Origin of the sequence: Vibrio sp. AND4, from assembly GCF_000171815.1 — a bacterium.
In the GTDB taxonomy this organism is placed as follows: Bacteria; Pseudomonadota; Gammaproteobacteria; order Enterobacterales; family Vibrionaceae; genus Vibrio.
This window is the reverse complement of sequence record NZ_ABGR01000026.1, coordinates 13,474-27,530: the sequence shown is the minus strand read 5'-3', so window position 1 is coordinate 27,530 and position 14,057 is coordinate 13,474. Positions and strand designations below refer to the sequence as shown.

General features: G+C 45.1%; 12 protein-coding genes and 1 pseudogene. 4 read left to right on the top strand and 9 right to left on the bottom strand.

Features of this window, described 5'->3' with window-relative positions; translation table 11 throughout:
• The 4 genes and pseudogenes from AND4_RS15975 to xerD all read right to left on the bottom strand — a co-directional run.
• A pseudogene (locus AND4_RS15975) lies at positions 1-715 on the bottom strand (PCRF domain-containing protein); the annotation flags it as partial.
• 173 nt (positions 716-888) lie between these two features.
• Positions 889-2,628 (bottom strand): single-stranded-DNA-specific exonuclease RecJ, encoded by a 1,740-nt coding sequence (recJ, locus tag AND4_RS15970; RefSeq protein WP_009844011.1) that lies wholly within the window; start codon positions 2,626-2,628, stop codon positions 889-891.
• A gap of 46 nt (positions 2,629-2,674) precedes the next feature.
• Positions 2,675-3,463: a bifunctional protein-disulfide isomerase/oxidoreductase DsbC gene (gene dsbC / locus AND4_RS15965; protein ID WP_009844010.1), complete on the bottom strand. Its 789-nt coding sequence runs from the start codon at positions 3,461-3,463 to the stop codon at positions 2,675-2,677.
• Between the two features lie 61 nt (positions 3,464-3,524).
• Positions 3,525-4,442, bottom strand: coding sequence for a site-specific tyrosine recombinase XerD (gene xerD, locus AND4_RS15960; RefSeq protein WP_009844009.1), 918 nt, complete (start codon positions 4,440-4,442; stop codon positions 3,525-3,527).
• A gap of 157 nt (positions 4,443-4,599) precedes the next feature.
• Between xerD and fldB the strand changes: the two genes are divergently transcribed.
• Positions 4,600-5,118, top strand: a complete 519-nt coding sequence (gene fldB, locus AND4_RS15955; RefSeq protein ID WP_009844008.1) for a flavodoxin FldB — start codon at positions 4,600-4,602, stop codon at positions 5,116-5,118.
• An 82-nt stretch (positions 5,119-5,200) separates the two neighbouring features.
• Here the strand turns inward: fldB and brnQ are convergent, their stop codons facing one another.
• Positions 5,201-6,514, bottom strand: coding sequence for a branched-chain amino acid transport system II carrier protein (brnQ, locus tag AND4_RS15950; protein WP_009844007.1), 1,314 nt, complete (start codon positions 6,512-6,514; stop codon positions 5,201-5,203).
• A 328-nt stretch (positions 6,515-6,842) separates the two neighbouring features.
• Between brnQ and AND4_RS15945 the strand changes: the two genes are divergently transcribed.
• Together AND4_RS15945 and srmB are read left to right on the top strand one after the other, a co-directional pair.
• Positions 6,843-7,562, top strand: coding sequence for a methyltransferase (locus AND4_RS15945; RefSeq protein WP_009844006.1), 720 nt, complete (start codon positions 6,843-6,845; stop codon positions 7,560-7,562).
• Between the two features lie 107 nt (positions 7,563-7,669).
• Positions 7,670-8,893 carry an ATP-dependent RNA helicase SrmB gene (gene srmB, locus AND4_RS15940; protein WP_009844005.1) on the top strand — a complete coding sequence of 408 codons (1,224 nt, stop codon included), beginning with the start codon at positions 7,670-7,672 and terminating at the stop codon, positions 8,891-8,893.
• A gap of 61 nt (positions 8,894-8,954) precedes the next feature.
• Here srmB and AND4_RS15935 read toward each other — a convergent pair whose 3' ends face one another.
• From AND4_RS15935 to AND4_RS15925, 3 genes are all read right to left on the bottom strand, one after another.
• Complete coding sequence (locus tag AND4_RS15935; RefSeq protein ID WP_009844004.1) at positions 8,955-9,590, bottom strand: alternative oxidase; 636 nt, start codon at positions 9,588-9,590, stop codon at positions 8,955-8,957.
• A 198-nt stretch (positions 9,591-9,788) separates the two neighbouring features.
• Positions 9,789-10,565 carry a peroxide stress protein YaaA gene (yaaA, locus tag AND4_RS15930; RefSeq protein WP_009844003.1) on the bottom strand — a complete coding sequence of 259 codons (777 nt, stop codon included), beginning with the start codon at positions 10,563-10,565 and terminating at the stop codon, positions 9,789-9,791.
• Between the two features lie 108 nt (positions 10,566-10,673).
• Positions 10,674-12,110 (bottom strand): sodium:alanine symporter family protein, encoded by a 1,437-nt coding sequence (locus tag AND4_RS15925; RefSeq protein WP_009844002.1) that lies wholly within the window; start codon positions 12,108-12,110, stop codon positions 10,674-10,676.
• Positions 12,111-12,832: 722 nt separating this feature from the next.
• Here AND4_RS15925 and AND4_RS15920 point away from each other — a divergent pair.
• Positions 12,833-13,018: a DUF3545 family protein gene (locus AND4_RS15920; protein WP_009844001.1), complete on the top strand. Its 186-nt coding sequence runs from the start codon at positions 12,833-12,835 to the stop codon at positions 13,016-13,018.
• Between the two features lie 264 nt (positions 13,019-13,282).
• On the opposite strand, the gene ung is transcribed toward AND4_RS15920, so the two are convergent.
• The gene (gene ung / locus AND4_RS15915; RefSeq protein ID WP_009844000.1) at positions 13,283-13,963 is read right to left on the bottom strand and encodes a uracil-DNA glycosylase; all 681 of its coding nucleotides are present in this window, start codon (positions 13,961-13,963) and stop codon (positions 13,283-13,285) included.
• Between the last annotated feature and the right edge of the window lie 94 nt (positions 13,964-14,057).

Genomic DNA, 14,057 nt, shown 5'->3' with positions numbered 1-14,057 from the left:
GTCAGATGGGTTAATGTCGATATTAATGTTGTCATCAATCTCTGGGTAGATAAACGCAGATGCAAATGAGGTATGACGACGACCGCCTGAATCGAATGGCGATTTGCGTACAAGTCGGTGAACGCCGGTTTCTGTGCGTAGCCAGCCGTAAGCGTACTCACCAGAGATTTTTACCGTAGCGCCCTTCAGACCTGCGACTTCGCCTTCCGATACTTCGATCACCTCAGACTTGAAACCTTTCGCTTCAGCCCATCGAAGGTACATGCGCAGCATCATGTTGGTCCAGTCTTGTGCCTCTGTACCACCTGAGCCAGCTTGCAAGTCGATGTAGCAATCTGAGCTGTCGTGGTCGCCAGAGAACATTCGACGGAATTCAAGCTTTTCTAGCTTTCCTTCCAATTCAGCAAGCTCTGGTTCGATTTCGTCAAACGTTTCTTGATCTTCCTCTTCAACCGCAAGTTCTAAAAGACCTTCAACGTCCTCTACACCTTGCTCTAATTGAACGATTGTTTCAACTATCGCTTCAAGAGATGCACGCTCTTTGCCTAATGCTTGTGCACGCTCTGGCTCGTTCCACACATCCGGCTGTTCAAGTTCTGCGTTAACTTCTTCTAGACGCTCTTTCTTTGCGTCATAGTCAAAGGTACCCCCTCAGGACATTCGTGCGCTCAGACACGTCCTGAAGACGATTTTTAATTGGATTAATTTCAAACATGTTGGCTCAACATTTTAGAGTAGAATTTAACCGAGAAATTCTACTCAAAAATGTGACCGAGATACAGGAAAATTTCGGCTGGGAAATCAGATTGCAATTAGAGGGAGTACGGCCATATCATTTTTGCTCTAATGAAAGGCGGCCGCACTCTAAAAGAAGGGATTTTATCCGTATTACTTGGCTTCAATGTGATCAATCATTAACTGCAATGATTGGTTGCCACGAAACTCGTTCACATCCAACTTATACGCCAGGCGTACGGTTTTTACCGATGCATCTGGCCAACGGCGCAAGTCAATATTAAACGCAATACCATCAATCATGACGTTGGTTGGATGACCTTTGTAAAGTGGCTCTAACATCAGTTTAAGGTGCTTCTCACCCACCAACTTTTGGTGCAATACTTTGAACTCCCCATCAAAGACAGGCTCAGGAAAGGCTTGGCCAAAAGGTCCCCCCGATCGCAGTTGCTCAGCAATCTGCATGGAAAACTCTTCTGGCTTAAGCTCACCATCCGACATGATAACGCCTTTCAGCGCCGCTTCATCTAACTCTCTCTTGACGACGTCATCGAACAAGCGGCTAAAACGCTCGAAATCTTGCTCTTTGATCGTCAGGCCTGCCGCCATCGCGTGACCACCAAACTTGATGATCAAGCCCGGATTTTGCGTATCAATAAAATCCAGCGCATCACGCATGTGCAGTCCCACTATCGAACGACAAGACCCCTTGATCGTCCCTTCACCACCATCAGCAAATGCAATAACTGGACGGTGAAATTTATCTTTAATCCGCGAAGCAAGAATGCCTATGACACCCTGATGCCAATCACGTTGGAACAAAACCAAGCCGTGCGGCAGTTGACTGTTTTCACCAAACTGAAGGCGCTCACAAAAAGCCATCGCTTCTTGCTTCATCCCTTCTTCAATCTCTTTACGAGTTTGGTTTAAACCATCGAGTTCACTTGCCATGCGACGCGCCGCGTGGATATTGTTAGCCATCAGTAGCTCTACACCGAAAGACATATCATCCAGACGGCCTGCAGCGTTGATGCGTGGCCCGAGAGCGAAACCAAAATCGGACGCCACCAGACGACGTGCATCACGCTTCGCCACCTCAATCAAAGCTTGAATACCCGGACGCGCTTTGCCCGCACGAATACGTTGCAAACCTTGATGGACAAGAATACGGTTGTTTTCGTCCAGTGGGACAACATCGGCGACAGTACCAAGTGCAACAAGATCAATAAGCTCCATCAACTTAGGCTCTTGCATCCCCTGTTGCACAAACCAATTTTGTTTACGCATGTGTACACACAGCGCCATCATCAGATAGAAAGCAACGCCCACCCCCGCTAACGCTTTCGATGGGAAAGCACAGCTATCTAGATTTGGGTTAACCATGGCATCCACATCTGGTAATACTTGCCCCGGTAAGTGATGGTCGGTCACCAGCACGGTAATACCATGCTCCTTCGCATAACGAACACCATCAATCGATGACACACCGTTATCCACTGTCATGATCATCTCTGCACCAAGCTCTAAAGCTTGATCTACTACTTCTGGGCTCAGGCCATAACCATCTTCAAAACGGTTCGGTACTAAGTAATCGACGTTATGACTGCCAAGCATACGTAATGCTAGCACCGACAAAGCCGAGCTGGTTGCGCCATCAGCATCAAAATCGCCCACAATAATAATGCGTTTTTGTCCCTTGATGGCTTGAAACAGCAGCTCAACGGCTTGGTCAATGCCACCCAACTGTTGGTATGAATGCAAACCACGTGCAGACGTTTCTAACTGGGCGACATCTGTGATACCACGATTGATGTAAATGCGCTTAAGAATGGCAGGAATGGAATCAGGAAGAAGAGAAAGATTGGGTTCGGGACGTCGTTGAATATCTATCATGTTTGAAAAGAGCCAACGAATAACGCTGGCTCTGCTCCTTAAAGGATTATTGTTGCTCTAAACGTTTTAGCAATTGTGCAGGCGGAAGGAAACCACCGACTAACTCACCGCTTGGTAGGAAAATAGCTGGTGTGCCAGAAACACCGAGCTCACGACCTAAGTTGTAATGCGCTTGGATGGTTTCTTTACACTGCTTAAGATCTTTAGCTGGGGTATCAAACGTTTTTTCAACTTTTGCACTGTGCATTGCTGATTGAGGATCTTCTGAACACCAAATCGTTGCCATCTGCTCTGCAACTTGGCCTGTTGCACCTTGTCGAGGGTAAGCCATGTAACGCACGGTAATACCTAAGTCGTTGTATCCTTGCATCTGATGATGCAGACGTACACAGTAACCACATGTAATATCAGTAAATACCGTCACTACGTACTTCTCGTTCTCTGCTTTGTACTCAATCACACTGTCAGAAAACTTAGCAATTTTGGCTGCATTCAATGGCGCTTGACGTTCAGCAACCACATCTTTGTAACCACCGTTATCATCAATGGCATAAAGCGTACCCGCAATAAAATAACTACCATCGTTTGATGCGTATATCACGCCGCCATTGGTTTTAATTTCCAATAAGCCAGCCAAGTCTGATGGCTGGATATCAAGAATAGAGACACCCAGCTTAGAGAACTTTGCTTTTAAGTCAGCGTTATCCATATTCTGTTTTGCCGCTGGTGCGACTTGTTGTACAGGAGTTTCCGTTTTTACCTGACCTTCCTCAGCACCACAAGCGGCAATGAAAAACGGTAGAGTCAGTAGAGTTAGTCGGCGTAATACGCTCATTAAATTCACCTTAAAATTAAATCTATTCATCCAATGAGATAATGGATGAACAAAACCATCATTATGCCCTTGGGTGGTGTTGACTGTGGATTTGTTTCAATCGCTCAGTCGCCACGTGAGTATAAATTTGCGTGGTCGATAAGTCACTATGTCCCAACAGCATCTGTACGACCCTGAGATCTGCGCCATAGTTCAATAAATGTGTAGCAAAAGCATGTCGAAGTACATGTGGCGACAAGTGACCAGTATCGATACCGGCGATCACAGCATAATGCTTGATTCGATGCCAGAACGTCTGACGGGTCATCTGCCTGGCACGCTTACTTGGGAATACCACATCTGACGTTTTCTCCCCCAATAGGGCAGGCCGACCTTGCTTGATAAAGGTTTCAATCCAATCCACCGCATTCTCGCCCATAGGGACAAGGCGCTCTTTTCCACCTTTACCTGTGACTCTTACCACACCTTGGCGCAAACTGACATTTTCCATTGTCAGACTGACAAGCTCTGTCACACGCAAACCAGTTGCATAAAGTAGCTCAAGCATGGCTTTATCGCGCAACTCGATTGGATCATTCGGATCTGGCGCATCCAGTAATGCATCGACTTGTTCTTCACTGATGTCTTTTGGCAAGCGTTGTGGCAGCTTTGGACTGACCAATAGTGCACTAGGATCATCCGATCGCACTTTTTCGCGGTGAATGTATTGGAACAAACGGCGAATCGCCGACAGCATGCGCGCACGGGATGTCTGCTTATAATCTAAATCCACAAGGTAGCTTTGGTACTCTTGCAAGCCAGACAAACTGATAAAACTAAGATGGTAGCAGTGTTGCTCCATCCATACGAGTAGCTTCATTAAATCATTTCGATAGGAAGCCAACGTGTTCTCCGATAATCCACGCTCCATCCACATCGCATCTAAGAATTGCTCAACGAGGCCAAAATCTTGTTGATTGACAGGCTGTTGTGCCGTCATGAACGCTTCCTTATCTGTTTATATTTACAGTATTGAGGGTAAGGCAACTGTCTAACCAATACCATAAAAAAATCACCTCCTAAGGATATTCGCTGCAATCTTCCCCATTTTGTGGTTAGAATCAGCCATAACAACAACATAAAAAACGACGAATATAATGAAAATCGGACTCTTTTACGGCTCAACAACCTGCTACACAGAAATGGCAGCTGAAAAAATTCGCAATATCATTGGTGAAGACCTTGTCGACATTCACAACGTGAAAGAGACACCACTATCACTGATGGCAGACTACGATTTATTGCTGATCGGCATCTCAACGTGGGACTTCGGTGAAATCCAAGAAGATTGGAGTGCAATCTGGGAAGATATTGCAATCACGCCGCTTAAAGGTAAGGTCGTTGCCCTGTTCGGTTTGGGTGACCAAGAAGGCTATGGCGAATGGTATCTTGACGCAATGGGGTTACTGCATGACGAACTCAAAGTAACAGGTGTGCAATTCATTGGCTACTGGCCAAACGAAGGATACGAGTTCGAAGCGTCAAAAGCACTGAGTGAAGATGGTAGCCAATTTGTTGGCCTAGCTCTGGATGAAGATTCCCAATACGAATTAAGCGATGAACGCATCGAGAAATGGTGCGAGCAAGTGTTGGTGGAGTTTCACGACACACTGTAAGCCGATATAATGGCGCGACACAACAGAAAAAAAAGCCCGGTGAATCACTTCACCGGGCTTTTTTAATCTTACGAATCAGCAATTATGCCGCCTCTTCAGCCAACTCTTGTTGTACAGGTTTAGCCATAAAGAACATGCAAACAATCGCAGCAAAGGTTGGTAGAACCCATCCCATGCCGACTTCAAATAGAGGAAGCATGCTAAATGCAGAAACGTCCAGACCCGCGACTTTCGCAGCGTCAATCAATGCAAACAGTAGCGATACCAGCAGTACAGAGCGATACGCTGCACGTGGGTTTGGCAGCTTGCTACGTACGAATGTTAGCGCAACCAATGCAACAGCGACTGGATACAGCGCAAACAGTACAGGAACTGACAACGAAATCAGCTGAGACAGACCAACGTTTGCAATCAGTGCACACGCAGCACCGTTAATGACCACCCACTGCTTGTAAGTCAGTTTTGTCTTAGAACTAAAGAAGTCTGAACATGCCGAGATAAGGCCAATCGCCGTAGTCAAACACGCAAGCAATACGATAATTGAGAGAACAACCTGACCGTAAGGGCCAAATAGTGCTTGAACGTATTGACTCAGTACTGCACCACCGTTATCTGCACCAGCCGCAACCGTCATACTGGTCGCACCTAGATAGAACAATGAGATGTAAACAAACGCAAGACCTGCAGCAGCAATACAACCTGCAAAAATTAGGTATTTCGTTGTTGCAGCACGTTCAGTGATGCCTTTACTACGAAGGGCATCCACCATAAGCATACCAAACATCAAAGATGCGAACGTATCCATGGTGTTGTAACCTTCAAGGAAGCCTTTGGTCAGCGGCTGAGTTAAGTACTCACCATGCGCGCCCATCATTTCACCTTGCGGGTCAACAAATACGGCAACCGCAAGAACGACAAGGCCAAGACACAATACAGGTGTTAGCACTTTACCAATCAAGTCAATGAGACGCCCCTGAAACCAAGCGAAAGTCATTGCTACCGCGAAAAACGAGATTGAAAATGAGGTAAGATGCCCCTGTGACGCATCTAAAAAGAATGGTTTGATAGCCATCTCGTAAGCCACAAGGCCAGTACGAGGTGCAGCAAATGCAGGACCAATGATGATAAAGATCAATACCGCCATCAACACTGCTGCTTTCTTAGGGAGGTCTTGAGTCAAGTGATCCCAAGAGCCACCAGCCAAAGCAATAGCAACGATGGTAATAAGAGGTAGACCCACTGCTGTTAGCAAGAAACCGAACATTGCTGGCATCAAGTGATCACCCGCTAGCTGACCCGCTAGTGGTGGAAAAATGATGTTGCCGGCGCCTAGAAAAAACGCAAATAGCATAAATCCTACTGCGATAATATCTGTTAGTTTTAACGTCTGCTTCACAGATAACCCTTTTCTGAATTGATGAATGTTGTGTATGCATCGACCACTTTTGGCATACCCAAATAAAATGAGTAACTGTGGTTCAAGCTATAAATTTTCCGCCGCATAATGACGAAACAATCACCATTTAGCAACCTCTAGGAGAGAAACACCATATTAATTTAGTTCTATAGCTCAAAAGCAGTGAATCTAACTACTATGGTTTTTATTAATAGCTTTTTGTATTGAACATTTGTGGATACAATTTTACAACCAACAAAACAACAATCCAAACAATTAAGTAACAACGGAGCATTATCCTCTATTGTTGGGTAAATATGAAAGAATCATGAAGAGTGAATATATTCAAACTAAGGGCTTTAAGTTCAAGCAATTTTCAATTCATGGCGGTGAAAGCGGCATGCCTGTCAGCACCGACGGTGTCATGCTCGGCGCTTGGGTAAATTGTTCACCACAGGATATAATTTTGGACATAGGCACGGGGACGGGTTTGCTGGCATTAATGTGCGCGCAGCGGTTCCCCTCAGCACACGTAACCGCCCTTGATATTGAAATGTCGGCGATCGAGGCAGCTCATCAAAACTTCGCCCAATCGCCTTGGTCAGACAGACTCCGCCTTCATTACACCGATGTGTTACAGTTTGAACCTGAGCAACGTTTTGAACGCATCATCTGTAACCCCCCCTACTTCAACAGTGGTGAGCAATCGAAAAAAAGCCAACGCGCAACCGCCAGACACACAGATACCTTGCAGCACAGCGAATTACTCAAACGATGTTATGAACTGCTGGTTGAGGAAGGGACAGCCAGTTTTGTCCTACCGATTACCGAAGGCAAGCAGTTTATTAGTATGGCACTGCAACAAGAGTGGCACTTGTCGCGTCTGTGCCGCGTGCAACCATCACAGAAGAAGCCGACACACCGTTTGCTGTTTGAATTAGCCAAACAGCCTTGTGATACTCAAGAAACGCATTTGATTATTCACTCAGAAGAAGGTTATAGCGACGATTTTATCCAGCTAACTCACGAGTTTTATCTTAAGATGTGAAATAACATGTGATCCTTGTCACCAATCACTTTATAATGTGCGACCTTTCTTTATTCTATGCCGCTGCTGCGAACCATTAACCAAGCTTTGCTTGTGGAGAACTCATTGTGATCAGAACCTTTGCTGAACTTGATCTAGACCAAAACCTACTCGAAGCCATCGAACAAATGGGTTATGAACGCCCAACTAACGTTCAGGCGGAAGCGATCCCACAAGCGTTAGATGGTCGTGACATTCTAGCGTCAGCACCTACTGGTACTGGTAAAACGGCGGCCTTTGTCCTGCCAGCACTGCAATACCTGCAAGATTTTCCACGTCGTAAGCCTGGGCCTGCTCGTATTTTGATCCTAACGCCAACACGTGAACTCGCGATGCAGGTCGCAGATCAAGCTCGTGCGATGGCGAAAAACACCAAGCTAAACATCTTCACCATTACTGGTGGCGTTCAATATCAAGAACATGCAGACATCCTAGCCACCACGCAAGACATAGTGGTCGCCACACCAGGGCGTCTACGTGAATACATCGATGCGGAACGTTTTGACTGTCGTGCAATTGAATGGTTAATTCTTGATGAAGCTGACCGCATGCTAGACATGGGCTTTGCTCCAACGGTTGACCGTTTATCTAACGAATGTCGCTGGCGTAAGCAAACCCTACTGTTCTCTGCAACACTGGAAGGTAAAGGCGTAGAAGGTTTCACCGCTGATCTACTGAACGAACCAGCGAAGATCGATGCGAAATCACCGCTGCGTGAGCGAAAGAAGATTGCACAATGGTATCACCGCGCCGATGACGCCGAACATAAACTTGCCCTACTAAAACACATCATCACAGAGCAAGCGGAACGTACCATCGTATTTTTGAAAACTCGTGAGCGTCTGGCAGAACTTCGTGCACAGCTTGAGAGCGCACAAATTCCATGCTCTTGGATTCAAGGCGAAATGCCCCAAGACCGTCGTAATAACGCGATTTCTCGCTTCCGTGAAGGCGCGGTAAACGTGCTACTCGCGACAGACGTTGCTGCACGTGGTATCGACCTTCCAGACGTATCTCACGTCATCAACTACGATATGCCACGTACGGCAGATGTTTACCTTCACCGTATCGGCCGTACAGCCCGTGCAGGTAAGAAAGGTAACGCAATTTCAATCGTAGAAGCACACGACCAGCCAATGCTGGAGCGCGTCGCTCGCTACGTGAAAGAAGACATCAAAGAGCGCTTCGTAAAAGAGATGCGTCCAAAGCACAAAAAGCCGTCGTTCAAGAAGAAAAAGAAGAAAGACGACAAGAAGAAAGTAGCAAAAAAGAAAACCACTAAGAAAAAGTAATCTAGTCTGGTTGATCCAAAGTTAACAGAGCCGCAAATGCGGCTCTTTTTATTTTGTTCAATTATAACTGATGGGCTGGAAGGGCTCTGTCTTCATAGGCATCAGCAAAGCCATGATTGCGGTCACGATGTCCCGCCTCATCTTCTCGAATACGTAAAATTACATCTCTTAGCATCGCATCAGCAGGCAGCTTGTAGTATCCGATTGCCAATGTCGGAGCTGGAACGTTCTCCACTTCCCCACTATCAATTTTCTCTAAGTACTCGGTGTAGCTGTTGCAAGCTTCCTCTTCGAAGTAACCTACAACGCGGTGAGCGATTTTAGATGACAATAAATAGATCAGACTGTAAACCAGAATAAAAGCACCTTGTCCCAGCAGAACTAATAAACGCTCAACAAAACTTGGCTTTGCAATATCGAGGAAAATCATTAGGTGCATACGCTCATTTTCTGCCTCATCGAGAAGTTCTCGGATCCAACCTTCATCGTCTTTCATTCGACGCAGCGCTTTGAGGTGGTTGAACATACCTGCAACCATACCGGGTACAGCTGCGATAGTTTCGAGAATCACCGCTCGCTTTGCATACTTCTTGCCGTAAAAAATGTTCAGAGTAAATTTCAACAACCTAGTAATGCGCAGGGCGATGTACTCTGACAGTTTAGAGGCTTTCTTGTGGGTGAGCTTGAAGTCTGACATGGTAGAACTCCTTTATCTTTAAAGTTGCATTTAAAATACAACTTTAAAACTCTCCGCTCAACTATTTTTTAAAAATTACACTTTTTATGGGATCAAGTTCAATTTGGATCAGGTTTCACGGATATAAAAAAAGCCGGATAACTATCCGACTTTTTGCTGTGAATTGACTTAACAAAGCTAAGAGTTAACGTCTCTCAATTAGTTTTGCTCTTCACGCTTAAATACCAAGTCTGTTGGCGTCGACTCTTGTTCAACGAAATAATAACCAGCGGTATCAAATTTAGTTAAGTCTGCAACGCTTTCAATGCGGTTTTCGATAATGTAACGCGCCATCATTCCGCGCGCTTTTTTGGCGTAAAAGCTGATAACCTTATATTGACCATTCTTACAATCTTTAAAGATTGGCGTGATCACTTGCGCCTCCAAGTTCTTTGGCTTCACTGCTTTAAAGTATTCATTTGAAGCTAGGTTGACCAGTACATTGTCGCCCTGAGCTGAGATCGCTTCATTGAGCTTATCAGTGATCACATTACCCCAGAACTGGTAGAGGTTAGCCCCCTTATCGTTCGCAAGCTTGGTGCCCATCTCCAGACGATATGGCTGCATTAAATCAAGCGGCTTAAGTAGACCGTATAGACCAGAGAGCATGCGTAAGTGATCTTGAGCGTAATCGAAATCGGCATCAGAGAGAGTTTCTGCTGCAAGACCAGTGTAAACATCGCCTTTGAAAGCCAAAATAGCCTGGCGCGCGTTGTCGGTGGTGAAGGTTTCGCTCCACTCTTGAAAACGGCCCACGTTCAAGTCAGCGATCTTATCACTCACTTTCATCAATGATGCCACGTCAGCAGGTGTTAAATTACGGCAAACCTCTATCAGCTCTTTTGAATAGCTAACTAAGTCTGGTTGAGTAAACTTCTCGGTCGCGAGTGGTGATTCGTAATCGAGCGTTTTAGCCGGAGAAACTACGATAAGCATACTTTAACTTCCCTAATTTTGTTTTCCATAGAGTACAAAAAAAGCCATGCATTGTCTGCATGGCTTTTTGAATCGTATTGATAGCTTTCAACAATAATTGGGCGTCACTTAGTCTTGTTTCTTAGCGTTATCCCAAATGCCTTCTTCCAGCTGAGACTTCAGTTCAGGGAAGTCATTCGGATCAAACGTCGGCACTTTACCTTCGCTTAGCTGTCGGTTGTAATCTTTCGCCAGCTTAATCACGATGCCAGACAATAAGATGATCGCGACCAAGTTCACAATCGCCATAAAGCCCATAGAGACATCAGCCAATGACCAAACTACTGGGAGAGACGCCAGTGCACCAAACATTACCATACCCAATACAACGATACGGAAGATGCCTAGGCCTGCTTTGTGGTTGTGCTCTAAGAAGATTAAGTTCGTTTCTGCATACGAGTAGTTTGCAATGATAGAAGTAAACGCAAAGAAGAAGATTGCCACGGCAACAAAGATGCCACCCCAATCACCAACTTGCGAGACCAATGCGCGCTGAGTTAACTCGATACCTGTCACTTCTGTTGCTTGGCCTACGTATTCACCAGACATTAAGATGATGGCGACTGTCGCTGAACAAATAACGATGGTATCCATGAACACACCTAGCATCTGTACATAACCTTGAGAGACTGGGTGTGGCGGGTAAGGCGTTGCAGATGCAGCCGCGTTTGGTGCTGACCCCATACCTGCTTCGTTCGAGAACAGACCTCGTTTGATGCCGTTAATCATGGCTTGTGCGATTGCATAGCCGAGACCACCAGCCGCCGCTTCTTGCAGTCCAAATGCACTTTTAAAGATAAGCATCAGTACATCTGGTAGCTTCTCTAGGTTAGAGAACATGACGAACAGTGCAAGTGCTAGATAAGCAAGAGCCATCACAGGGACAACCATCTCTGCGACTTTCGCGATACGCTTGATACCACCAAAGATAACCACGGCTGATAGTGCAACAACAGCAATACCAACATACGTGCTATTCCAACCAAATGCTGTGTTCATTGCGTTAGCAATTGAGTTTGCTTGAACGGCATTAAATACCAAACCAAAAGCGATGATTAGGGAAACAGAGAACAACACGCCCATCCAGCGCATGCCCAAACCTTTTTCCATGTAGTAAGCTGGACCACCGCGGTAGTTGCCATCATCGTCTTTGGTTTTGTATAGCTGCGCCAACGTGCTTTCTGCAAATGATGTCGCCATACCAAGCATTGCAATCAACCACATCCAGAAGATTGCTCCAGGGCCACCTGCGGTCAATGCAACGGCGACACCAGCCATGTTACCGGTACCCACACGCGCAGCAAGACTAGTACAAAGCGCTTGGAAAGATGAGATACCAGCTTTATCTGCCTTACGACTGTTCTTAAGAACAGAGAACATGTGACCGAAGTGACGGAATTGGATGAATCCCAATCGAACGGTGAAGTAGATACCTACACCAACAAGAAGATAAACCAGAATCGACCCCCAAAGGAGATCATTCATCAAATTGATTAAGTCTGTCATGTGTACCTCAAAGTGAGTTGCGCCAGTCTTTGCTTCCAAGCTCTCCACCAGATTGCCTGCTAAGTGTCAAAGTGTGCTTAGCTTTTTGAGTAATGTTTATTTTGCAATCTAGAATCGTAAATATCGCTTCATGCATCCATTTCACGTACCAGCGTATTTTTTGACGGGCGGATAATGCAGTCTCGAAAGGCAAAAATCAATATGCAATAGGTATTATAGTGATGTTATTTTTCACTACATCGTCACTAAAAATTAACATTATAAGAAAATTTAATACTTATAAATACCAACATTTTGTTTATTAAAAACCAACATAAATAGCCGTATTACCGTTAACAAAGCAATACACTGTATATACCCAGTGAGGCCAGTAACCACAAGGTGTCCGACAAAAATTTTCTTTACTAGTTTGTGACTATTGGATGCATTTTAATCAAAGAAATTCCATACCATCTTAGCATTCAAAAATTGAATGAAATACGTCATTCCAATTAACATAACAAACCTTTTTATTTAATCGTTTTCGTGAGTTCGTTCGCTTATTTTTTGCTCACCTTAGACTCATTGAAAATGTGATTTTGTGGGTATTTTTGCACGAAAATTTCATGTTATCGACACAAACATGAAATATGTCGTAGTTATTCTGAAGCCGATTATGGTAATTAAAAAGCTCTACAGGGAATAGACGTAATAATCTAGATAGAAAAAGGTAAAGGTGGCTTATGGACGGCTTTCAACTCGACGACCTATTGGGTCTGGACACTACCTCAACAACCAAATCTCGCTCGAAACCAGTAAAACGTAAATGGCGAGAAATTGAAGAAATGAATGATAGACGCTCCTTACTCAAGGAACTTCGTGAACTCGATGTCTGCAAGGATATTACTCTGGATGACATCAAACTATAATTTGCACAGAGGGCACCTTGATGGTGCCTTTTTAGTGGCAGCGAAGAGAGATGACTTTGGCGCGCTTAGCCAGTCATAAACTCGTCATCATCAAGGTTCGCGCTGCCACGATCGTCATACGGTTAATTATCTCTTCTCGAGTCACTTAAAGATGCCGGATTCAGAATCCTTGTCGCTGTTTCAAGTCCAAGGAACACCACGAAAACGAAGTAGAACAGTCAAACACCAGCTCATGCCACATGGTTTGACAAGAAAAAGTGGGCTTTACACCACCATTGGTAAGTGCCAGTTTATGCTTTCTTTCCCCTGCTGAACAAGAATCTGATTTGCTTGTGAAAATGGCTTGCTGCCAAAGAACCCTCGGTGAGCAGATAATGGCGATGGGTGTGGTGCCGTTAGTACGTGATGTTTATTACGATCGATAAAGCGCCCTTTTTTCTGTGCGTGCGCTCCCCACAGCAAGAATACCACGCCTTCTTGATGCTGATTGATAGCTTCAATAACACGATCAGTAAACGTTTCCCAACCAGTTTTGGAATGCGAGTGCGCCTTACTCTGCTCTACTGTCAATACGGTGTTGAGCAGTAACACCCCCTGTTCCGCCCAACTTTGCAGAAAGCCATGTTGTGGGATCTGGAAACCTTCAATATCTTGCGCCAACTCTTTATACATATTCGCCAAAGACGGCGGGGGCTTAGTACCAGGCAACACAGAAAAACACAAACCATGCGCTTGATTAGGACCGTGATAAGGATCTTGCCCTAGAATCACAACCTTGACGTCATTAAACTCAGTAAAACGAAACGCATTAAACACATCTTTAGCTGGTGGGTAGATGGCCTTGCCTGCCGCTCGTTCTGCTTGAACAAAGTCTAAGGTATCAACAAAGTAGCTCTGCTGTTTTTCTTCACCGATCACATCATGCCAACTGGGTAACTGATTCATGGAAAGTTCCTATCCTAAAGTTTCCCTCTATTCTAGCGAGCAAAACCCAAACAAACAAAAACTTACCATCTCCCCAGAAATAAACACTAAAAAT